At 42.7% G+C, this 21,847-nt stretch carries 17 protein-coding genes and 1 pseudogene; 5 read left to right on the top strand and 13 right to left on the bottom strand.

Annotation, left to right across the window (positions count from 1 at the left end):
- Nucleotides 1-305: 305 nt before the first annotated feature.
- Nucleotides 306-1,874: an RNA-binding domain-containing protein gene (locus CS948_RS18605; RefSeq protein ID WP_099293575.1), complete on the bottom strand. Its 1,569-nt coding sequence runs from the start codon at nt 1,872-1,874 to the stop codon at nt 306-308.
- A 378-nt stretch (nt 1,875-2,252) separates the two neighbouring features.
- Here CS948_RS18605 and CS948_RS18610 point away from each other — a divergent pair.
- From CS948_RS18610 to CS948_RS18630, 5 genes and pseudogenes are all read left to right on the top strand, one after another.
- Nucleotides 2,253-3,203: pseudogene (locus CS948_RS18610) on the top strand (IS30 family transposase).
- Between the two features lie 122 nt (nt 3,204-3,325).
- Entirely contained in the window at nt 3,326-4,417 is a 1,092-nt protein-coding gene (locus CS948_RS18615; protein ID WP_099293576.1) for an endonuclease/exonuclease/phosphatase family protein, read from the top strand.
- 81 nt (nt 4,418-4,498) lie between these two features.
- Nucleotides 4,499-6,706 carry an LruC domain-containing protein gene (locus tag CS948_RS18620; RefSeq protein ID WP_176555126.1) on the top strand — a complete coding sequence of 736 codons (2,208 nt, stop codon included), beginning with the start codon at nt 4,499-4,501 and terminating at the stop codon, nt 6,704-6,706.
- Nucleotides 6,707-6,713: 7 nt separating this feature from the next.
- Nucleotides 6,714-7,790: an endonuclease/exonuclease/phosphatase family protein gene (locus CS948_RS18625; RefSeq protein ID WP_099293579.1), complete on the top strand. Its 1,077-nt coding sequence runs from the start codon at nt 6,714-6,716 to the stop codon at nt 7,788-7,790.
- Between the two features lie 5 nt (nt 7,791-7,795).
- Nucleotides 7,796-8,983, top strand: coding sequence for a glycosyltransferase family 2 protein (locus CS948_RS18630; RefSeq protein WP_099293581.1), 1,188 nt, complete (start codon nt 7,796-7,798; stop codon nt 8,981-8,983).
- A 33-nt stretch (nt 8,984-9,016) separates the two neighbouring features.
- Here CS948_RS18630 and CS948_RS18635 read toward each other — a convergent pair whose 3' ends face one another.
- The 12 genes from CS948_RS18635 to CS948_RS18690 form a co-directional block, all read right to left on the bottom strand.
- The gene (locus CS948_RS18635; RefSeq protein WP_099293583.1) at nt 9,017-10,147 is read right to left on the bottom strand and encodes an LruC domain-containing protein; all 1,131 of its coding nucleotides are present in this window, start codon (nt 10,145-10,147) and stop codon (nt 9,017-9,019) included.
- A gap of 37 nt (nt 10,148-10,184) precedes the next feature.
- Entirely contained in the window at nt 10,185-11,117 is a 933-nt protein-coding gene (locus CS948_RS18640; RefSeq protein ID WP_099293585.1) for a UDP-glucuronic acid decarboxylase family protein, read from the bottom strand.
- A 101-nt stretch (nt 11,118-11,218) separates the two neighbouring features.
- On the bottom strand, nt 11,219-12,829 hold the full coding sequence (locus tag CS948_RS18645) for an ABC-F family ATP-binding cassette domain-containing protein (RefSeq protein WP_099293587.1): 1,611 nt from the start codon (nt 12,827-12,829) through the stop codon (nt 11,219-11,221).
- A 37-nt stretch (nt 12,830-12,866) separates the two neighbouring features.
- Nucleotides 12,867-13,721 (bottom strand): dTDP-4-dehydrorhamnose reductase, encoded by an 855-nt coding sequence (rfbD, locus tag CS948_RS18650; RefSeq protein ID WP_099293588.1) that lies wholly within the window; start codon nt 13,719-13,721, stop codon nt 12,867-12,869.
- 170 nt (nt 13,722-13,891) lie between these two features.
- On the bottom strand, nt 13,892-15,841 hold the full coding sequence (locus CS948_RS18655; RefSeq protein ID WP_099293589.1) for a nucleoside-diphosphate sugar epimerase/dehydratase: 1,950 nt from the start codon (nt 15,839-15,841) through the stop codon (nt 13,892-13,894).
- Between the two features lie 11 nt (nt 15,842-15,852).
- Nucleotides 15,853-16,398: a dTDP-4-dehydrorhamnose 3,5-epimerase gene (gene rfbC / locus CS948_RS18660; protein WP_099293591.1), complete on the bottom strand. Its 546-nt coding sequence runs from the start codon at nt 16,396-16,398 to the stop codon at nt 15,853-15,855.
- A gap of 65 nt (nt 16,399-16,463) precedes the next feature.
- Nucleotides 16,464-17,516 carry a dTDP-glucose 4,6-dehydratase gene (rfbB, locus tag CS948_RS18665; protein WP_099293593.1) on the bottom strand — a complete coding sequence of 351 codons (1,053 nt, stop codon included), beginning with the start codon at nt 17,514-17,516 and terminating at the stop codon, nt 16,464-16,466.
- Between the two features lie 119 nt (nt 17,517-17,635).
- Nucleotides 17,636-17,869: a four helix bundle protein gene (locus CS948_RS18670; RefSeq protein ID WP_099294684.1), complete on the bottom strand. Its 234-nt coding sequence runs from the start codon at nt 17,867-17,869 to the stop codon at nt 17,636-17,638.
- 83 nt (nt 17,870-17,952) lie between these two features.
- Nucleotides 17,953-18,825, bottom strand: a complete 873-nt coding sequence (gene rfbA / locus CS948_RS18675) for a glucose-1-phosphate thymidylyltransferase RfbA (RefSeq protein WP_099293595.1) — start codon at nt 18,823-18,825, stop codon at nt 17,953-17,955.
- A gap of 34 nt (nt 18,826-18,859) precedes the next feature.
- Nucleotides 18,860-20,149, bottom strand: a complete 1,290-nt coding sequence (locus CS948_RS18680) for a nucleotide sugar dehydrogenase (protein ID WP_099294686.1) — start codon at nt 20,147-20,149, stop codon at nt 18,860-18,862.
- Between the two features lie 50 nt (nt 20,150-20,199).
- A complete protein-coding gene (locus CS948_RS18685) occupies nt 20,200-20,598 on the bottom strand; it encodes a WbuC family cupin fold metalloprotein (RefSeq protein WP_099293596.1) in 399 nt (132 codons plus the stop codon).
- Nucleotides 20,599-20,743: 145 nt separating this feature from the next.
- Nucleotides 20,744-21,715 carry a Gfo/Idh/MocA family protein gene (locus tag CS948_RS18690; RefSeq protein WP_099293597.1) on the bottom strand — a complete coding sequence of 324 codons (972 nt, stop codon included), beginning with the start codon at nt 21,713-21,715 and terminating at the stop codon, nt 20,744-20,746.
- Nucleotides 21,716-21,847 lie beyond the last annotated feature (132 nt).

Consider the following 21,847-nt stretch of genomic DNA (forward strand, 5'->3'; position numbering starts at 1 on the left):
TTCCAAATGATCATCACTACCTACCGAGAACCCAATACATTCCCAAAGAAGACCTAGGGAAGACATCCCTATTGAACGGTGTATGAGCAGTTCCGCTCCAATGTTTCTATATGAAAGATTATAGGATGTCCAGAGGATAAACGGAGGAAGAACGAAAGAGGGGTATGATTAGGGTAGGACTTCAATGGGTTCTCTGTGGGTTCTCTGTATGATATTCCTTGAAAGACATTATCCCAAATTCAAATAAAAATAGCAGATGGTTTAATTTCATCAAAAAGGAAGTTTTTGACAATCACTCATTTTCATCAACCACCCAACAAATCTTTCCCTAATACAGTAGTTATAAATTTCTGCGTGGGGCTATTAGGAGAATTGGGTTCTGTATTCTGCAAATATCCTTTATTTACAAGAGGTTTGATGTATTTCTTGTAATTATCTGAATGATATTTCAAATTGAGATGTTCTAAAATCTCGCGTCTGGAATGAGCAATCAAACAATATTCCAAGATGATCAACTCTGTTGTTACTCTGTCGTTACTCTGTCGTGTTACTCTGTCGTTACTCTGTCGTGTTACTCTGTCGTTACCTTGTCGTTCATTTGTGGAAAGGATTGTTTCTACACCTTCACGACAAGGTATATCAATCAAAAAATAAGTACGGTCAGGGTCTGTTTCAATAATAGCTCGTGGCGAACCATTCTTGCGAAGTTCGTCTTGTATGGTTGGAATACCTGTGCTTCTACCTTCTGTCAAGTCTAACTCTTTCAAAAAGTCGCCTAAACGACGATTACGATATCTTCGTGAACGCAACACTTCCCCTTCCCGAATGGCTTCAATGGTAACAGAACGGTCTGGTCCCGAATAACTCAATATAGAAACTTTATCGGGTTCAATGGTAATCTCCACAGGTTCACGTTCCTGATAATCGCGATGATACAATGCATTAACAACCGCTTCTTCCAAAGCTTGATAGGGGTAATTGAAGTATCGGATTGACTCGGCACGGTCTTTTAGCTTTACCACATATTCACGTATGAAAGTACGCAAATAGTTCAGTGTCTCTTTTATCATCTGTGGCACAGTACCTGTTATAACCGGAGCCTCATAAAAATTATTCGGGTTTTGAACACGTCCTTCCGGGAATACCACAATTTCTACACGCGTGATAGGAAAGAACTTTTGAAGTTCTTCGCAAAACATCATAGCGGTAACATTTTTCAAGTATCTACGTTCTGTTGATCCTTCATAAAGATTCATCTGATCCAAAGTTTTGTCTAACTCTTGCGCATTAAAACTTTTCACAAGACGACTACCAACCTTTTTTAAGTGATCGTAAACCAATACAGGCGAAATATCATCAAGCGTAATATCAGGATTGCCCCGGTCATCAAATGGTGTACGGTTAGCCAATTCACGCAATTGGTCGAGTATTTCCCCCTTTGCCTCTATAGAGCTACTACCACTACGAATGTAAAACTTCGGTCTGCTATGCTTGGAAGTTACATCCTCCATCACGCTAAACGGACGATTTACTCCACTTGGCACCCAAATGACGAGGAGTGATTTGCCATCAACCTCTTCAACTGATGTACGTGGCATATAGTATGGTTCTATTTTATTATTGAAGCCAACTATATCTCTTAAAATCTTATCAATGGATTCTTCCGATACACCAGTCACGGGACGTTTGGCAATACCGTTCTCTTCCTCCACACCTAAAAGGATGTATCCTCCACCAAGATTATCCAAATCATTAGCAAAAGCACAAATCGAATGATAAATTTTTGAAGGATTCCATCCCTTTTTAAATTCTATTCGATTGCCTTCTACTTTATTTTTGGACAACAGGTCATTTATATTTATCGGTAATGCCATAGTTTCAATATTTACATTCTATCGCAAAAATAACGATGCAAAGATAGTGATTTTCTCAAGCAAGTGAATAAAAGAAAAATTATTTGGCTTTTTAATCGAGAGAGCACTTCATTTTCTTGGACGATTGGTATTCTTGGGGTTTCCCTCTAACAAGTCGTGTATATTAGGTATTCTCGGTTCATTGACGAGTTGAATCTGCGATATTAAATTTTATGAAGATTCACAATAGAAGTGCAATCTTTTAGTTAGAATTTTTCCTTCTCCCTCACCCTCCGCCCATGGGCGGAGGGTGAGGGAGAAGGAAATCGCTTCAACAAGCAATACATGAACTAAAAAAGGGAGCCCAAGCTCCCTAGGATTAATTAATTTTGTATTGCAATGTACAAGCAACTAACCCGTGAGCAAAGATATGTAATATATCTGGGAATCTCGGAAGGCAAGACCAAAAAAGCAATTGCTCTGCAAGTAGGGGTTCACCCCTCGACAATCGGTCGTGAAATAAAACGTAATAGTAACCGCTTCGGTCGTTATGGTTGGACGGTGGCTCACGATTGCGCCTTGTCCCGCCGGGAACGGTTCCCCGGCAATAAAAAATTGCAAGCGGATTTGATAAATGAAGCCCGGGAATTACTTGTAACCGAAGACTGATCCCCGAAACAAATATCCGGTTATCTTCAACTGCAGGGAAAACGTATTTCTCACGAGACTATTTACCGGTTGATCCGGGAGGATGATAGCGGGGAACTCGCTTTTCATTGTCGGCATAAAATGAAATACCGGCATCATCAAAGAAGATCGCACCCGACAAAAGTACGGTCAATTCCTAACAGGATTAGTATACATGACCGTCCTGTCGAGGCGGACGGGAAAAGGTTCGGGGATTGGGAGATGGACTTGATCCTGGGAAAAAAACAAAAAGGAGCGATTCTAACCTTGTGTGAAAGATCTACCAATTTCATAATCATGAGCAAGCTAAAAGAGGGCAAGAAACCTCTTCCCTTGGCTCAAGTTGTTATTAATTTATTGCGCCCCTACAAGAAACATGTCAAAAGTATCACGACGGACAACGGGAGTGAATTTTGTTGTCACGAGAAAATCGCCAAAGCCTTGAAAACAACTGTTTATTTCGCCGACTCCTACGCTTCATGGCAAAAAGGGGCTATCGAGAACACAAACAAATTGATCAGGCAATACATACCGAAAGGGTCGGATTTTAAAGATTTTGACGAGACATTTATTAGAAATATTCAATTCAAAATTAATAGGAGACCGAGGGAAAAACTCAAGTTTTCTACCCCAAAAAAAGAGTTCTTTAAAAACGTTTCATAAATTTGCAATTGCTTGTTGACTCTACAGATATTAAATTTTAAACTACAGATTAGCCAATTTACGCCAATATTGCTAACTTTGCACCGTGTATGACAAACTCAGATTATTTCAAATTGTAGAAAATGGCCGCATTAAGGTTCTTCTTTTACTTATTGATGAAACCCGCAACCCTCGGTATGGCATTCATCGGAATTTCCGGTGTGTTTGCGCCGTATACCAACCCGAATAGTTGGTGGATTCCGGCGCTGGCAGGATTATTTATGCCCGGCATTATTTTCGCGAATTTATATCTTTTCATTTTTTGGGCTATTTGCAAAAAATGGTGGGTACTCCTGCCACTTATCACAATCATATGTAATTACAATTATTTTACGGGAATATTTCAATCTCCATGGAAAGAAGATATCCCCTATATAAAAGACAACGAAATAACCATTGCCAGTTATAACGTGGAAGGATTTTTCTGGATCGCACGTAACGTGAAATACAATATAAAAAAAATAGTTGAAGATCATCAGATCGATATCTTATGTATTCAAGAACACTGCGAAGAACCTCAACAAGACTCAATAGCGATAAAGAAACGATTCGGTCTACCCTACCGATGTGTATTTTTTAACAGACAAGAGGCATGGGCTAATTTCGGAATCACGATTTATAGCCGCTACCCTATCATTCGATACGGGGAAATTGATTTCAATTCAAAACAGAACAATAGCATGTGGGCGGATATTCTAATTAAAGGAGATACAATCCGTGTTTTTAATAATCACTTACAAACCACAAATGTCAGTCCCAACAGCAAAAAATATGAAAAATATAAAAGCGTCAAAGATTGGAAAGGTCAGGCACGCACGTTGGTAACCATCGTGGAGCAACTAAAAGAAAATTTCAATATACGAGCCAATCAATCCATACAAGTCAGACAAATCATTGACACCACCCGCTATCCCGTTATTGTATGCGGCGACTTCAATGATACTCCTGTATCTTTTGCCTACAACCATATTGCCGGAAAAAATATAACAGACGGATTTCGGGACAGAGGAAAAGGATACGGACATTCATTCAATGGCATCAAAGGATTGCTACGGATAGATTTTATCGGTTATGACGAATCATTTATCGGGTTGGAATATCAATCCCCCCGCCTCTCGTGGAGTGACCATAACCCGATTATCATGAAAATCAAATTAAAAAAGCATCGTATATAATAAAATTCTTTCAATCCATTCAAAATTCATGCTAAATAGCGTATATTTGCATCATAATAAATGTATTATAAAAGGACGGCGATGAATTACAAGATATTTATATATGTATTAGCGGTAGCTATGGTTATTTTCACAGGGTGCCGCAAAGATGTATTTGACTCGGAGGCTCTTGGAAGGGATTATTTTATAGAAAATATCCCGGAAGGTTTTGATTGGACTACCTCTTCATCAATACAAGTAGAAATCACCCCCTCGGATAATTACGCGGGTACCTACTTGTACACGATTGATTTTTTTGACAAAAATCCTATCGCGGACAGCTCTGCCAATCTATTAGGAAGCGGTTGGTGTTCGGGCAAACAGCCACTGGAAAAAAGCATTATTATCCCCGATGCCCAAGCCGATCTTTTCGTTTGCCAAACAACTCCCGGGGGACGCCGTAGTGTCATGCAGGTTCCTATCGAGAACAATCGCGTTATTTGTAACTTTTCGCGAGCTATCGACAATGTGGCACAAAATCGCACGCTATCTCTATTAGCAAATTCCGATGAGTTTGAAATACCGGAAATTCCCGCAGATGTGATAGAAATCACAGGAAAAAATAACCGACTCGAATCCGGACGTAATTATATTATCCGAGGAGAATACACGGGAGAACTGAATTTTAACAATGAAAAAAATATTTCCCTATACGTTACGGGAATATGGAATAACACCGCAAAATCCACAAAATTAGAAGTAAACACGAATATCTACGTGATAAATAACGGTAAAATATTCTCCCGGGAAGAATGGGATATTCAAGTATACAGCAATTCTAATCTCGCCATAGCTAAAGGTTGCCAATTCGGGGATAAAGATCATGACGATATTTCCATCAGATTGAATAGCGGAATTTTCCTAAACGAGGGACTTGTCTATATGGAAGATATCTACACGGATCAATCCAACACGTTGATTAAAAACAGCGGTGAATTTCATCTAGATAAATTGGAAGCAACGACAGCTATCACCATCAACAATGCCGATGGAGGAAAGTTATATATCGAAGAATTGGAAATCGGAAACGCTACATTTATTAATCAATGTTATGCCGAGATTGAAGAAATGGAATTAAATTACGGTTCTTCCTTGACCATCGCATCAGGGTGTGCGGTGAAATGCGAAAAATTAAACGTCAACGGGGCAAAAATCACGTTAGCGAGCAATTCTCTACTCGAAGTAACCGACGAGGCTGAATTTAAAGGAGCAGCCAGCAGTATCGGAAGAACGGGTAGTGATTTTGCCCTATTCAAAACCCATAAGATTAAGAGTAACGAATATTGGCAGTTTCTGACATTCAGCGGACAGCTTTACGTGGAATGGGAAAAAATAGAATCCAAGAGCCAATTCTACAAGTTTATCCCACCCGCACAACTCGTGGACTCAAAAAAAGGCTCTTTGATAGACATCCCGGCAAGTGAATGTAGCCAAGGAAATGATTATCAACCGGAGGAACCGGAAGAACCGGAATTTCCACGACAAGTAACACTCACGAAGAGTTATACTTTTGCTTCGGAAGACCTTTATCCCAGCCCGGGGGATTTTGACATGAACGATATCGTGCTCGGCATGGATTCGGTCACGTACAATTATGTCGAAAAGGATAGAATAAGTTTCATGATTTGGCATTGCACGTTAAGAGCCGTTGGGGCGACACGACAATCGGGAGCAGCTATTCAACTGGATGGACTAAAAGATGAGAATATTCAAAAAGTAACTTATTCTAAAGAACTTTCTCTAGGGAATTTCAACATAAATTCCAACGGTACGGAAAGCAAACAAACGTATGCTGTCGTTCCGTTGTTTGACAACGCACACAGAACACTAGGATGTGATAACACATCAACTATCTTGAACGCGATCAGTAAATCACCACAATGGATAAATGATGTCCCGTTCAATTCCTTTGACGTGAAAATTGAATTCACTTCTCCTGTAGAGGAGCTTGCCATTCGTATCGACAACATGAATTATTTCGCCATTATCGGTACAAAAACACCAAGAACGGAAATACACTTACCTCATTATAATCACACCGATCTCAGTAGCGCCCCTAAAGTCTTACAAGAAGTCACGAAAGACTACATGTGGACGATCCGAGTCCCCGGAATATTCCGCTACTCGCATGAATGGACCAGTATACTTGAGGCGTACCCGGAATTCAAACCTTGGGTACAAAGTGGGGGAAATTCCAACAAAGAATGGTATAATAATCCGATAGAAGAAAATTTATACCGGAAGAAGTAACAATATAATGGCAGCACTCAGATATTTTTTCTCCCTCTTGATGATTCCGGTCAGTTTTGTGGCGGCGGGGATCAGTATTGCCGCGTACATGGCGGGACAAACTAACCCGAACGAATCGACATGGATCACGTTTATCGGTTTAGCCATGCCTGTCGTTTTAATCATAAACCTCGTTATACTCGTCTATTGGATTATCGGCAAGAGGTGGTGGGCAATTGTTCCTGTTGCGGCTATCTTTCTTAATATCGGCTATCTCACGTCTATTTTCCAAGTTACGGTTTCATCGCCGGAAACCCCAAACGGCAAATTACCCATACGCCTCGCCAGTTATAACGCGGGTAAATTCAAATCGTGGAAGAAGTTCGAAACACAACACTATATCTCCGAATTTCTGAAAAACGATCATGTAGACATTGCTTGTTTCTTAGAATACCGGGAAGACACGAAAATCAACGCAGAAACTTTATCCCGGCTATTGAATCTACCGTATCATGCCGTGACGTATTTACCCGGTTCTACCACGTTGGGAATAGGTATTTTCAGCAAATACCCTATCCTGCAATCCGGCAAAATACCTTTAAACTCCGCGACAAATGATGCCATGTGGACTGATATTCAAGTCGGCGAGCAAACGATAAGAGTGATTAGTTGCCATTTGCAAACGACCAATTTCAGCGGGAAACGCAAACTACTGGATGATCCGGTATTCCAAAACACGGATATACAACAAAAAGAAGAAGTAGTACTGGATATCACGCAAGAACTATCCAAAAACTTCAAACTCAGAGCCACGCAAGCCGATATCGTGCGACAAGTTATCGACACGACAGGTGTCCCGACCATCGTGTGCGGGGACTTTAACGATACTCCGTCGTCATACACCTATCACCGTATCAAAGGAGAACTGAAAGACAGTTTCAAGACAAGCGGAAACGGTTACGCTTACACGTTCCGGGGTTTGCATCGGCTGTTGCGAATTGATTTCATCTTCTATTCCGACGAATTGAAATGTATAGACTACTACTCCCCGGAAAAGGAGTGGAGTGACCACAATCCGGTTACCAGTGAGTTTTATCTAAAATAACAGACATGATACAGTTTCTTCAAATATTATTCTGGATTTCCATTTTCATCGTGTTCTACACTTTTATCGGGTACGGGATACTGCTATATATACTCGTCAAATTCAAGGAAAAACGACATCCGGCACAACCATTGGCACTTCCGGAGAATCTTCCCGACGTGACGCTTTTTATCGCCGCCTATAATGAAGAAAAGATCGTCAAGGCAAAGATGGATAATTGTATGCAACTCGATTACCCGAAGGATAAACTTAACGTGGTTTGGATCACGGACGGTTCGACAGACATGACAAACAGTATGTTGAGAGTCTACCCCGACATAACTGTATTTTTTTCCCCGGAACGTAAAGGCAAAACTGCCGCACTCAACAGAGGAATGCAATATATAGAAACACCTTACACTGTTTTCACGGATGCCAATACGATGCTCAATGCCGACGCTATTCTGGAAATTGTACGATGCTTCACGGATACAAAGGTCGGTTGTGTTGCCGGAGAGAAGCGTATTGAAGTAAAAGACAAAGACAACGCGGCTTCCGGGGGCGAAGGCTTCTATTGGCGTTATGAATCAAAACTAAAAGCGTGGGATTCAAGATTATATTCCGCGGTAGGTGCAGCCGGAGAGTTATTTGCCATTCGGACGGAATTATTCGTCCCGATGGCGGAAGATACTTTACTCGACGATTTTATTCTCTCTTTACGCATTGCCATGCAGGGGTACAAAATAGCTTATTGTGACAAAGCATACGCCATAGAATCCGGTTCTGCTAACATTGAAGAGGAACAAAAAAGAAAGGTACGCATTGCCGCGGGCGGGCTTCAATCTATCCGACGGCTACGCCCTCTTCTTAATCCTTTCCATTACGGGCTCCTCTCTTTTCAATATATCTCACACCGGGTGTTACGCTGGTCTATCACTCCCATTCTCCTTTTCCTGCTATTACCCGTGAATCTGATTCTGGTACTCGCAACACATTTTACCCCGTTATATAGTGTTATTTTTGTACTTCAAGTTATTTTCTACCTGTTAGCTTGGACAGGGGCATCACTTGCCAGAAAACAAATCAAAGTAAAGATACTGTTTATCCCGTACTACTTCACTTTCATGAACTTGAATGTACTGAAAGGATTCTTCTACTTGAAAAAGCATAAGGGGAAAGGAACTTGGGAAAAAGCAAACAGGGCAGATTCGTAAATCCGCCCTGTCCTATCAATAATGATATTACTATTAATAAACTAAATCCGAATTATAATTAAAACTCCACTCATCTTGTGTTTCAAAGCCTGCTTCGCCATTCACCCATTTCTCAAAGTCAGGATAAGCTTTATAAATCGCCTCACTCTCCTGCGGATATTTTAACGGAGTATCGAGAATCAATGCCCATACCCAATTTTCCGGAGAAGAAAAATTTCTATTATTACTGTGATGCAACAATTCGGGATCCATCTTTGCCGTTGCCGGACGCCCTTTCACGTGTACTTCTTTGCCTCTTGTACCAAAAGTAACGAACAAGTCCATCATATTCCCCGCATTGTCCGGTTCCAATTGGATTTCGGTTAATTTCGGTTTCTGGGAAAACTCGATTTTTATTACTACTTCCTCCGCGTCAAATCGCGGTAAATTGCGTTCGGTATTCAAAATACCACCTTCTTTCCCAAAACAAGAATACAAGTTTCCGATCAACGGGACAATATATTCTTCCCCCTCTTCGTTACCTTTCTTGTTTAGAGTAAACATTTCATCCTCCATGAATACTTGTCCGCTGACTTTGTTCACAGCCAAATGTTTCATGGATTTATTGACAAAGTTAAGAGCAAGTCCTACTTGCTTGTAAGCAGCACCACCCATAGCTACCGGTTTGATCCATATAGTCAGTGATTTCACTTCTTTCCCATTATTATTATCACTGATAGTCTCGTATCCTAATCTAAAATTAAATACGACATCATTCATATCCAGATCTCCCAACCAAGGAAAAATATCTTCAACCATCATACTCGCCCAATACCCCTCACCCGGATAATAAATCATGTTATGCCCGTTAGGAACCTCATCACCCGGCGCTCTTGCAATAGAGTACGCCATAGCTGAAGGTTTCACTTTCAATTCCCCACCTTTAATCCCCGTCGTAAATGTATATTCGCCCGCTTCAAGTCCATCCCCGATCAATAACTCCTCACCGTTCTTTACCAAATAAACTGACGAAGGTTTATCCAGTTTCAGATCTTGTCTTTCTAAAGTTTTCCAGTTAAAATCTAACGGAACAACCAAATCCTTATCCCCACCTTTATAAGGACCGTCTTTGTGGCATGCTGTGAATAACACCCCTAAAACTAAACAGCATAATAAATTTCTCATAATTACCTTTTTATCAAAAAATAAAAAACACCAAATACTACATCACCGATTCAAAATAATCGATGGTTTTCAATAATCCTTCTTTCAAAGGTATCGTAGGTTCCCAGTTTAATTTTGTTTTTGCCAGAGTGATATCCGGCTTTCTCTTTCTCGGATCATCCTCCGGAAGTGTCTTGTACACGATTTTAGATTTCGAGCCCGTTAACTCCAGTACCAGATGAGCCAATTCCAACATCGTGAACTCTCCCGGATTCCCTATATTTACAGGTCCGGTAAACTCGTCTTCCGTTGCCATCATCCGTATCATTCCTTCAATCAGGTCATCCACGTACTGGAAACTCCGTGTTTGAGTACCGTCACCGTATATTTCAATGTCTTTCCCGGATAAAGCATTTACGATGAAATTCGATACCACACGCCCGTCATTCTCTGACATTCTGGGACCATAAGTATTAAAAATACGAACAATCTTTACAACAACTTCCGATTGACGGTGATAATCCATGCACAATGTTTCGGCACATCGTTTTCCCTCATCATAACAAGAACGCTTTCCTATGGGATTCACGTTCCCCCAATAACTCTCTTGCTGCGGATGAATGACAGGATCGCCATATACTTCACTGGTTGAAGCTTGGAGCAATTTGGCTCCCGCTCCTTTCGCCAATTCCAGCATATTCACCATTCCCAACACGGAAGTATTAATCGTCTTTACCGGATCATATTGATAATGAATCGGAGATGCTGGACAAGCCAGATTATAGATTTCATCCACGTTCTTTATATAAGGCCAGATAACATCCCTCTCTGCCAATTCAAAATTCGGAAGTTCCATCAAATGACTAATATTCTCCCTCGTTCCCGTGAAGAAATTGTCCAAACATACCACATGACTACCCGATTGAATCAATCGGTCACACAGATGCGATCCTAAAAAACCGGCACCACCGGTCACTAATACACACTTCATATATCCTCAACTATATTGAGTACAAATATATGAAAAATATTCGAAAACCATACAACATAGTATGATTTTCGAATATTCAAATAGTAACTTAATTTATAAAATCAATACATTTGATTCAATTGCTCTTTGATCTTCTCGTTGGTGATATAATCGTCGAAATCCATTCGCTTGTCAATCATACCCGCGGGAGTCAGTTCAATAATCCGGTTACACACGGTTTGTATGATCTCGTGGTCATGCGAATTCATCAAGACTACCCCTTTGAACGCAACCAATGTGTTGTTAAATGCTTGTATGGACTCCAAATCCAAGTGGTTCGCCGGAGAGTCCAGCACCAGTACATTCGCGTTAGTCAACATCATCTTGGCAATCATACAACGCATTTTCTCTCCCCCGGACAATACTTTTACACGTTTGTATATATCTTCACCGGAGAACAGCATCTTCCCAAGGAAACCTCTCAAGAAAGTTTCGCTCGTGTCGGCAGAATATTGCCCCAACCAATCCACCAAGGTCATATCCGTCTGGAAATACGCCGAATTATCCAAAGGCAAATAAGCATTCGTGATGGTTACACCCCACGTGAAACTACCCGTATCCGGTTTATCATTGCCCGTGAGTATTTCCAACAATGCCGTCATCGCTCTCGGATCACGGGACAGGAAAGCAATCTTATCCCCCTTCTCCACGGTAAATTCGACATCTTTGAACAAAGTTTGTCCATCCACGGTCTTACTCAAATTCCGGACATCCAGAATACGGTCGCCCACCTCCCGTTCCGGGGTAAAAATAATACCCGGGTATTTACGCGTAGAAGGCATGATCTCCTCGACATTCAACTTTTCCAACATCTTTTTGCGACTGGTCGTCTGTTTGGACTTCGCCACGTTAGCGCTGAAACGAGAAATAAATTCCTGTAATTCTTTTTTCTTCTCCTCGGCTTTTTTGTTCTTGGCTTGAGCCTGACGCAACGCTAATTGGCTTGACTCGTACCAGAAACTATAATTACCCGCGAACAACTGTATCTTACCGAAATCAATATCCACGGAATGGGTACAAACGGCATCCAAGAAGTGGCGGTCATGCGACACGACTAAAACGGTATTCTCGTAATTCGCCAAATAATTCTCCAACCACATCACTGTTTCCAAGTCCAAATCATTCGTGGGCTCGTCCAGTAACAAATTATCCGGTTTGCCAAACAGCGCTTGTGCCAACAACACCCGCACTTTTTGCTTACCGCTTATATCTTTCATCAATGAATAATGCAGATTCTCTTTGATCCCCAACCCACTCAACAAGTTAGCGGCATCACTCTCGGCATTCCAACCGTCCATCCCGGCAAATTGTTCTTCCAACTCGGCTGCACGGATACCATCCTCATCAGAGAAATCCTCTTTCATGTAAATGGCATTCTTTTCCTGCATGACTTTCCATAAAGAGGAATGTCCCTGCAACACGGTATCCAACACGGTACACTCGTCAAACGCGAAGTGATCCTGTTTCAACACGGACAACCGTTCCCCGGGACCAAACATGACCGTACCTCTTGTCGGGTCCAATTCCCCGCTCAATATCCTTAAAAAAGTAGATTTTCCGGCACCGTTAGCACCTATCACACCATAACAATTGCCCGGGGTAAACTTTAAATTCACATCCCGAAACAACGTCCTTTTCCCAAATTGAATCTCTAAATCCGAAACTGTAATCATTTTTTCCTTTTTCTAAAAACGCCCGCAAAGGTACGCGTTAAAAAGTTGCCATGCAAGTTTTTAATGCATCTCTCCAATCCCGGATTTCCAGTTCAAACGTATCTTTAATTTTCTTTTTATCCAAAACAGAGTAAGCAGGGCGTTTCGCCTTAACGGGATACTCGGCGGTCGTTACCGGATTGACTTTACAATCCGCTCCCGCGAGAGCCACGATCTCTTTCGCGAAATCATACCAAGTACAGCCCCCCTCGTTCGTGAAATGATATATTCCTTCCCATTCGGGCAAATCCTCGTTTTCCATGATTTTAATGATCGCTTCTGCCAGATCGCCGGCATACGTCGGCGTGCCCCACTGATCATTCACCACGTTTATCTCGTCCCGCTCGTTCGCCAAACGGGCTATTGTCTTCACAAAATTATGACCGTAAGCAGAATATAACCATGCCGTACGGATGATAATATACATACAACCCGATTTCTTTATAGCTTCTTCCCCTTCCAATTTTGTCCGACCGTACACGGTTTGCGGATTCGTGGCACTCTTCTCGGTGTAAGGTTGGTCTGCCGTGCCGTCAAACACGTAATCTGTCGAAATATGAAGCAATATACAATCATGTTGCAATGCTGCATTTGCCAAGTTAGCCACGGCATCACGGTTAATTTTGGCTGCACGCTCCTCGTCATCTTCTGCCTGATCCACGGCGGTATAAGCCGCACAATTGATAATCGTGTCTATTTCATGTGTTTCAATAAACGACGATACCGCTTTCGCGCTCGTGATATCCAATTCCTCCACGTCCGTGTAAAACACGTCGTCCAATAACGAAAAACTTCTATTTCTTAACTCGGTTCCGAGTTGTCCGTTCGCTCCTGTAACTAATATATTAGCCATAAACCTTTCTGATTTTAGATTTTAAATTTAAAAAACTCCCTCCCGGCTTCGCCGTACTCCCTCTATAAACAGAGGGAGAGCTAAATTACTCACCGTCTTTGGTTAGAGTCATCAACTCCTCCTCTGTTTATAGAGGAGGTGGCTGCGAAGCAGACGGAGGAGTTTTTAATTTATACATTTTCAACTATTTTATCAAACTTCTCGAACTCGGAATTTTTACTGACAAACTCCGGGACGATGTCTTTCATCATCTTTACCATCTCCGGGATATTCACCAATGCTGCCAATTCATTCAATACATCCAACTCTTTGGCAACTTCCTTGTAATTATACTCTCTCACCTTGGCTACCCGAATTTTATCGTGCGCCGTGGGCAAAGTATTCTCCTTATTGCTCAACAACTCCTCGTATAGCTTTTCCCCCGGTCTTAATCCCGTGTATATGATAGAGATATCTTTATCCGGATTAAAACCCGACAATTCGATCATCTTCCGTGCCATATCAGCTATCTTAACCGGACGTCCCATTTCAAATATATAAATCTCTCCGCCTTTTCCCATGATACCCGCTTCCATCACGAGTCGGCAGGCCTCCGGTATCGTCATAAAATAACGGATGATATCGGGGTGCGTCACCGTCACGGGACCTCCATTACGAATCTGTTCCCTGAATCTCGGGATTACCGATCCGTTAGAACCTAACACGTTCCCGAACCGTGTCGTGATAAAACGTGTGATTCCCTCGTGTTCTCCATCCCGGATAGCGACACTAAGGCTTTGCACGTAAATTTCCGCCAAACGCTTGGAAGCCCCCATCACGTTCGTGGGGTTCACCGCCTTATCCGTCGATACCATGACAAACTGTTCTACCCCGTAACGAACGGCATGATCCGCCACGTTCATCGTACCGTACACGTTTACCCGTACAGCCTCACAGGGATTCAACTCCATCAAGGGTACGTGCTTATACGCTGCCGCGTGGAACACAACCTGAGGACGATAATTCCGGAACACGAAATCCACCCGTTCCTTAGATCTCACGTCGCCTATCACCGGCACAAAACGAGTGTTAGGGAATTTATCCGTGAATTCCAGTTGGATGTTATGCATCGGCGTTTCGGCAGAATCAAAAAATATCAATTGCTTTATATTGAAACGAGTCAACTGACGGCACAATTCGCTTCCGATTGAACCCGCGGCACCTGTCACCATAACCACTTTCCCGTCGAGTCCCTCGCCGATCTCTTTCATACTAATCTTGATCTCGTCACGCCCCAACAATTCTTCCAGACGGATTTCTTTCATCTGGGGACGAGGTAATTGCCCGTCATTCACTTCTTCCACGGATGGCAATACCAACATTTCCATTCCCAACTTCTGGCAATAATTCACCAACCGTTTCTGTTCTTCCTGTGCTGTCCGATAATTAGGAAACACGATCCCTTCTATTCTCAATCGCTTCACCAAACGGCTGAAAGCTTCTTCCCCCGTGACGAAATAAACGTTTTCTCCCGATAAACGATAATGTTTATAACGTTTCCCTATCGTGAGGTACCCCGCCACCTTGTAAGAGGGTAAAAAACTATTGGACACGGCATTACTCAATGAAGCACTGCAATCATCCATACCATAAATCAACACCCGTTTCTGTCCCCCGTTTACCCGTACTTTCAAGAAATCATACATAGTCACGAGCAATACGCGAACAGATACCAGAGCCACCGTCGTTGTCATCATATCCAAGATTCCTCCCAGTATCAGACGCCAACCGGAAATCTCCGGGTATATCACGTGTACCAAAGGATACAAAATCACGACTTTCAATAACATGGCTATTCCTAATCGCCATGTTTCCCGTAAAGTTGTAAAACGCATCACCATGCGATGCGAATGTAATACGGCAAAAGATAATGCGCTAATTATCGCCGCAAAAATAGCCAGCCACCCGACAACAGACCAGCTTACCGGCTCTTCTCTCACGAAACGGACGAACCAATAGGCAAAGACCGTCACCCCGGTGGATATCAGCACATCACACCCCATCACGATCCAACGGCTAAGATAACGTGTGTGCACGATCTTGGCAGCCAATCCGTTCTGTCCAAATAAAAAATTCTTCATTCTATCCTCTTTTACAACAATATCGCTTCCCGAAAATTCGGATGCTTCTTATCTTTTTCAGACAAAATTAAATCTTCAGCCGGAATCTTCCAATCTATTCCCAGTTCGGGATCATCGAAACGTACAGCCGCCTCATGTCCCGGGGCATAAAATTCGTCACATTTATATTGAAATATCACCTCATCGCTCAATACCACGAAACCATGCGCGAATCCCTTCGGGATGAAAAACATCCGTTTGTTCTCCTCGCTCAACTCCACGACCGCGTGTTTGCCAAGTGTAGGTGAATCCTTCCGCATATCGACAGCCACATCCAATACCTTGCCTTTCACTACCCTCACCAGCTTTGCCTGCGTGTAAGGCGGTAATTGATAATGCAATCCTCTCAATACCCCGTATTTGGATTTGGACTCGTTATCCTGCACGAAATTGATTTCGCTCACGTTCTCGTTGAACCATCGAGCGGAATAACTCTCGAAAAAATAACCGCGTTCATCTCCAAATACCCGCGGTTCAATAATAACCGCCCCCTCGATTTCCGTTTTTATTACCTTCATTACAATTGAAAATTGAAAATTGAAAATTGAAAATGTAACATGCATTTCCAATCTCAATTTAGTAATTATACATGGTACATTTCCTTGTAATAATTCATGTACTCTCCACTAGTTACATTATCCAACCAATCTTGGTTTTCCAAGTACCATTTCACGGTCTTCTCGATACCTTCCTCGAACTGCAAAGAGGGTTCCCATCCCAATTCTTCGTGCAGTTTCGTGGAGTCGATAGCGTAACGCAAATCATGTCCCGCGCGATCGGTCACGTAAGTGATTAATTTTTCGGAAGCACCTTCCGGACGTCCCAGAAGACGGTCGGTCACTTTGATCATTACCTTGATCAAGTCTATATTTTTCCACTCGTTAAAACCACCGATATTATACGTGTCCCCGATTTTTCCTTGATGGAAGATTAAATCTATGGCACGGGCATGATCTTCCACGAACAGCCAATCCCGCACGTTCTCACCCGTTCCGTATACCGGAAGCGGCTTATTGTGACGGATATTGTTAATAAACAGCGGAATCAACTTTTCCGGGAACTGATAAGTTCCGTAATTATTCGAACAGTTCGAAATCTTCACGGGCAACCCGTAGGTATCATGATAAGCCCGGACGAAATGATCGGAAGAAGCCTTTGATGCCGAATACGGGGAATGAGGATCATACTTTGTCGTTTCCAAGAAGAAGCCTCCATCCGGTTGCAAAGAACCGTATACTTCATCCGTTGAAACGTGATAGAACAACTTATCATCAAAATTACCGTCCCAAGCCAATTTAGCAGCTTGCAACAAACTCAGTGTTCCCATCACGTTTGTCTGCGCGAAAGAGAACGGGTCCCGTATCGAGCGATCCACGTGGCTTTCTGCCGCCAAATGTATAACCCCGTCAATATGATATTCAGAGAAAATCTCACGCATCCGTTCGAAGTCACAAATATCCGCTTTCACGAACTCGTAATTCGGCATATTTTCCACATCCTTCAAGTTAGCGAGATTTCCCGCGTAAGTCAACTTATCCAAATTGATAATACGGTAGTCCGGATATTTATTTACCATTAACCTTACCAAATGGGAACCAATAAACCCGGCACCACCGGTTATTAATAAATTTTTCATGCTTCAAAATTTAGTTGCAGGTTGCAAGTTACATTCGCCTTCGGCGAGTTGCAAGTTGCAAACTACAAGTTTATCTATTCAATTTTTATTTCATTTACCATGCTCTTCCAAGTAAATTATCAACTTACCTCTCCACAACTTCCCTTCGCTATCTGCAAAAACTTTTTAAACATCACGTTGCTTCCCGCTTCATACCCCTCCGCTATGTTATTCATCACGGACACAGCAGCTCTTCTTATCTGGTCATTAAAACCATAATCCTTCACATCAGCAGTACCCAAGTAAATTTGCTTCACTAATTCCCGAGCATCCTGCCAAATCTTAAACTCCTCAAAACATTTTACCGTCCCCATAACCTGCAACCTGAATTTATTACTAATATTTTCCCCCAACCTGCAACCCGCCGAAGGCAAATGCAACCTGCAACTTGTTGAAATTACTCCAGTAATTTCAACAAATACTGTCCGTATTGATTTTTAATCATGGGTTGGGCTAATCTCTTTAAATGCTCATCTTCGATCCATCCTTTACGATAAGCAATTTCTTCCAGACAAGCGATCTTCAAACCTTGGCGTTTTTCAATCACCTCCACGAAAGTAGACGCTTCCGCCAATGAATCATGAGTACCTGTATCCAACCACGCAAACCCGCGTCCCAACAACTGTACCTTCAAATCACCTTTCTCCAGAAAAGCCTGATTCACGGTAGTGATTTCCAATTCACCGCGAGCGGACGGTTTTATTGTCTTCGCCACTTTCACAACCTCGTTCGGGTAAAAATATAAACCGACCACGGCATAATTGGACTTCGGTTGTTTTGGTTTTTCCTCGATACTCAAAACGTTCCCGTCCTTATCAAATTCTGCCACGCCGTACCGTTCGGGATCATTCACCCAATAACCGAATACGGTAGCTTTGTTTTCCTCTTTGGCATGTTTTACCGCGTCCAACAGCATTCCCGTGAAATGTTGGCCGTAAAAGATGTTATCTCCCAACACCAGACACACGGAATCATCACCAACAAACTCCTCGCCGATAATAAACGCCTGTGCCAACCCGTCCGGACTCGGTTGTTCCGCATACGTGAAATGTACCCCGTAATCGGAGCCGTCACCCAACAGACGCTCGAACCCCGGTAAATCTTGAGGCGTTGAAATAATTAAAATATCCCTAATTCCCGCCAGCATCAATACTGAAATCGGATAGTAAACCATCGGTTTGTCGTATATCGGCAACAACTGCTTCGATACGCCTTTGGTAATTGGATATAACCTGGTCCCGGATCCACCGGCTAATACAATTCCTTTCATATCTTCTATTTATGACGCGAAGTTATCATTTTATTTATAGGCTCCAGTATTTCATCTGATGAATTTTTCCCCGGTAGATACCTTTCACATCCCCGAGCACGGCATGTTCATAAGTCAATCCCCGGAAATACGCTTCGTCCAAATCTATATATTCTTTGTGAGAAACGGCAACAATTATCGCGTCATAGTTCGCTCTCGGCTGTTCAATCAATGAAAAACCGTATTCCCGAAGAACTTCTTCCGGATCGGCATGCGGGTCTGTAACATCCACGTCAACCCCGAAATCTTTCAACTCGTTCACGATATCCACCACTTTTGAATTACGGATATCCGCCACGTTCTCTTTAAACGTGATACCCATCACCAGCACCCTCGCTCCCAGTATATTCTTGCCCATGGCGATCATTCGCTTCACGATCTTTTTGGCAATATACCCGCCCATTGTATCGTTCACGAACCGCCCGGCATTAATCATTTGCGGGTGATATTTCAATTCTTTTGCCTTGTGTACCAAATAATAAGGATCGACACCTATGCAATGTCCCCCGACCAAGCCGGGATAGAACTTCAAGAAATTCCATTTTGTCCCGGCAGCTTCCAGTACATCATACGTGTTGATTCCGATACGACTGCAAATAATAGACAATTCGTTCATCAAGGCAATATTGACGTCCCGCTGGGTATTCTCGATAATCTTACCCGCCTCGGCAACTTTAATACACGGGGCCCGATGCACCCCTGCTTTCACCACCAACTCGTACACTTTCGCCACGGTTTCCAATGTTTCCGCATCACCGCCGGACACTATTTTCACTGTATTCGTCAACGTGTGTACCTTATCACCGGGGTTAATCCGTTCCGGGGAATAACCGATCTTGAAATCCACCCCTGCCCGTAACCCGGAAACCTCTTCCAGAATCGGAACACAGTCCTCCTCCGTGCAACCGGGGTAAACCGTGGATTCGTATACCACGTAATCGCCTCTCTTTAACGCTTTTCCCACGGTGCGGGATGCTGACAACAAAGGAGTTAAATCCGGTTGGTTAAAACGATCTATCGGGGTGGGCACAGCCACGATATAAAACGATGCTTCCCGCAATACGTCTACCGAAGAAGTAAACTCGATATCCGTGTTCTCGAATGCTTCCGCGCCTAATTCATCACTCGGATCTATATGTTCCCGCATTTTTGCCAAACGCACCTCGTTTATATCAAAACCTATCACAGCAATCTGCTTCGCGAACTCCAACGCTATCGGCAATCCCACGTATCCCAACCCGACCAACGCCAACTTCGCCTCCTTATTTATCAACTTGTCAAACATAACCATAATTTAGAATTTAAAATTTAGAATTTAGAATTATCTCGATCATTCTAAATTTCCAATCGGTCTTTCGGTTCGATAGGAGTGTAAGGCCCGTCTTTCACCTCGAATATCACGGTGTCCTTCTCCATAACTTCCAGCGTGTGCCATTGCCCGGCAGGAATATGAATACCATAATTTCCCTCCGACGGAGCAAGTTCCACTTCTTCCGTCACCCGCTTGTCATCATCATAAAAATACACGCGAATCCTTCCACGGAGCACAATATAAGTTTCCGCCGTCATACAATGACGATGAACAGGCAATTCCGTTCCCGGTTCCAGTGCATTCAGCAAACGTTGCGCTTTCGCATCCAATGAATCATGAAAATTATAATTCATCCGCAAACGCTCGCTTTCCCTCGCCTGCCGGGATACTTCATCCAATAATTCGTTATCTATTATCTGCATATTTTATTCGCCTTCGGCGAGTTACAAGTTACAGGTTCACAGGTTACAAGTTCATTTCAACCACATGAATTTTACCGTTCCTCACCACATTATATATCATTAAAACCAGTAATCATTCAATCTAAAATTTAAAATCTAAAATCAATTATCGGTTCCACCCGAACGGATGTTTCGCCAAAGGCAACTTTGCCAACGGGTGATAATCACCTTTCAAGCCGATCGGGGTAGCGTGCCGGATATCATGCACGATACCGATACAATTCCGGGCTTCCTCGATGCGGAATCCGTTACCCGCCAGAATCTGACGGAAACTCTCCGTGTGCAACTCCGTGAATCCTTGACTAAACTCGAATTCTTCCCCCTCGATTTGTATCGAGCGGAATGTCCGTTTCTCTCCCTGCACGGCATTCTCCGGCAGATTATCGGCGTTGATACTCAAGAAATAACGTACCCGTGCTTTTTCCAGTCCCAAAAAACCTGCTACCCGGTCGTGACTCATCACGTGCACGATATTCTCTTTCACCGGACCGAATATCCATGATAACATATCATAAAAATGCACCCCGATATTCGTGGCCACCCCTCCGCTCTTGCGTTCATCGCCTTTCCAACTCGTGTAATACCAGTTCCCCCGGGAAGTAATATATGTCAAGTCCACGTCATATACTTTATCTTTCGGTCCCTCGTCAATTTTCTTTTTCAACGCCTTGATTGAATCATGCAAACGCAACTGCAAAATCGTGTACCCCTTGTGTCCCGTTTCCCGCTCCACGTCTTCCAGTGCATCTATATTCCACGGGTTCAACACCAGCGGTTTCTCGCAAATCACGTCCGCCCCCAACCGCAAACCGTAACGGATATGCGCGTCGTGCAAATAATTCGGTGTACAGATAGAAACCATGTCCACCCGATCGGTCGTTTTCTTCAACTTGGAACAATGCCTGTCAAACAACTCCATCTCCGTGAAAAAAGAACAGTTCGGGAAATAACTGTCCATGATCCCGACACTATCAAACTTATCGTACGCTGCCACCAAATTATTCCCCGTGTCTTTGATCGCACGCAGGTGTCTTGGGGCTATATATCCTGCTACACCGAAAATTGCAAAATTCTTCATAATCTACTTTTATTTTATACCGTCCACCTCATGTAAAATTGGGACTTTCAAAGTTATAACTTTAATAAGTTTCTTCAAACGAAACCAAAGAATTTGAAACAAAATTGTCACTTTTTATATGAAAAGCCTCCT

The organism is Butyricimonas sp. Marseille-P3923 (assembly GCF_900184685.1).
Taxonomy (GTDB): Bacteria; Bacteroidota; Bacteroidia; order Bacteroidales; family Marinifilaceae; genus Butyricimonas; species Butyricimonas muris.

Excerpts from the sequence above, each read along its gene's own strand:
- CS948_RS18620 (WP_176555126.1), top strand. The coding sequence starts at position 4,499 with ATGAATTACAAGATATTTATATATGTATTAGCGGTAGCTATGGTTATT.
- CS948_RS18625 (WP_099293579.1), top strand. The coding sequence starts at position 6,714 with ATGGCAGCACTCAGATATTTTTTCTCCCTCTTGATGATTCCGGTCAGT.
- rfbB (WP_099293593.1), bottom strand. The coding sequence starts at position 17,516 with ATGAAAAATTTATTAATAACCGGTGGTGCCGGGTTTATTGGTTCCCAT.
- CS948_RS18685 (WP_099293596.1), bottom strand. The coding sequence starts at position 20,598 with ATGCAGATAATAGATAACGAATTATTGGATGAAGTATCCCGGCAGGCG.
- CS948_RS18690 (WP_099293597.1), bottom strand. The coding sequence starts at position 21,715 with ATGAAGAATTTTGCAATTTTCGGTGTAGCAGGATATATAGCCCCAAGA.
- rfbC (WP_099293591.1), bottom strand. The coding sequence starts at position 16,398 with ATGAAGGTAATAAAAACGGAAATCGAGGGGGCGGTTATTATTGAACCG.
- CS948_RS18645 (WP_099293587.1), bottom strand. The coding sequence starts at position 12,829 with ATGATTACAGTTTCGGATTTAGAGATTCAATTTGGGAAAAGGACGTTG.
- CS948_RS18630 (WP_099293581.1), top strand. The coding sequence starts at position 7,796 with ATGATACAGTTTCTTCAAATATTATTCTGGATTTCCATTTTCATCGTG.
- CS948_RS18635 (WP_099293583.1), bottom strand. The coding sequence starts at position 10,147 with ATGAGAAATTTATTATGCTGTTTAGTTTTAGGGGTGTTATTCACAGCA.
- rfbD (WP_099293588.1), bottom strand. The coding sequence starts at position 13,721 with ATGGCTAATATATTAGTTACAGGAGCGAACGGACAACTCGGAACCGAG.
- CS948_RS18640 (WP_099293585.1), bottom strand. The coding sequence starts at position 11,117 with ATGAAGTGTGTATTAGTGACCGGTGGTGCCGGTTTTTTAGGATCGCAT.
- rfbA (WP_099293595.1), bottom strand. The coding sequence starts at position 18,825 with ATGAAAGGAATTGTATTAGCCGGTGGATCCGGGACCAGGTTATATCCA.
- CS948_RS18680 (WP_099294686.1), bottom strand. The coding sequence starts at position 20,149 with ATGTTTGACAAGTTGATAAATAAGGAGGCGAAGTTGGCGTTGGTCGGG.
- CS948_RS18615 (WP_099293576.1), top strand. The coding sequence starts at position 3,326 with ATGGCCGCATTAAGGTTCTTCTTTTACTTATTGATGAAACCCGCAACC.
- CS948_RS18670 (WP_099294684.1), bottom strand. The coding sequence starts at position 17,869 with ATGGGGACGGTAAAATGTTTTGAGGAGTTTAAGATTTGGCAGGATGCT.
- CS948_RS18655 (WP_099293589.1), bottom strand. The coding sequence starts at position 15,841 with ATGAAGAATTTTTTATTTGGACAGAACGGATTGGCTGCCAAGATCGTG.
- CS948_RS18605 (WP_099293575.1), bottom strand. The coding sequence starts at position 1,874 with ATGGCATTACCGATAAATATAAATGACCTGTTGTCCAAAAATAAAGTA.